Raw genomic sequence first — 602 nt, forward strand, 5'->3', positions numbered from 1 at the left:
AGAAATGCTGAAACTATCACGACAGCTAAGGGTATACAAAATCCGTTCCCGCGAGATTTGAATGAGAAGGTTCTGTGGAATGGGGTTAAGGCTAATCCACCTGCTGGAGAGGTACTTAAGGGAATGAATAAAGATCCCCGCTTCCCAGCATCAGCGGGATTCCAGAAAATGCAGGTTACGCATGAATTACCTGATGGTTCTAATATCACAATACATTATCAATACAATTCAAATACCGGTAAGGCTTATGATATGAAAATGGTGACGCCACAGGCTAACCCATTGCAGCCAGGTCCATCGTTAAAGGGAAAATAATGAAAATAAAAAATGGTAGGTCTGAAAAAATTATTGATGTTTATGCTGTTTACTGGAGCAATGGAGAAACTTATTTTTATGGATTTTCAAAGGGATATAATGGGCTTCTTGCTTATAAAGCTAGTAATGTGAAGATCATTGATCCAGCGATGTCTGGTGATTTTATATTCTTTGAGAGCGGAATTTTTTATAAGCCACTGATAGAAGAAAAGCTTCTTGATGATCTACTTGAATATGATGAAAGCGCTTATAACAGATTCCTTGAGATCCTGAAAGCTGAAGGTAGG

The 602-nt window shown here is 38.4% G+C and carries 1 protein-coding gene and 1 pseudogene; both read left to right on the plus strand.

What is annotated here, in order from left to right; genetic code table 11:
• Positions 1–315, plus strand: a pseudogene (locus HGT73_RS14625) (hypothetical protein); the annotation flags it as partial.
• The coding region (locus HGT73_RS14630; protein WP_214215980.1) for a hypothetical protein at positions 315–602 on the plus strand (288 nt) is incomplete at its 3' end. The pseudogene HGT73_RS14625 and the gene HGT73_RS14630, both read left to right, overlap by 1 nt.

It is taken from the genome of Rosenbergiella australiborealis, assembly GCF_018494035.1.
Taxonomy (GTDB): Bacteria; Pseudomonadota; Gammaproteobacteria; order Enterobacterales; family Enterobacteriaceae; genus Rosenbergiella; species Rosenbergiella australiborealis.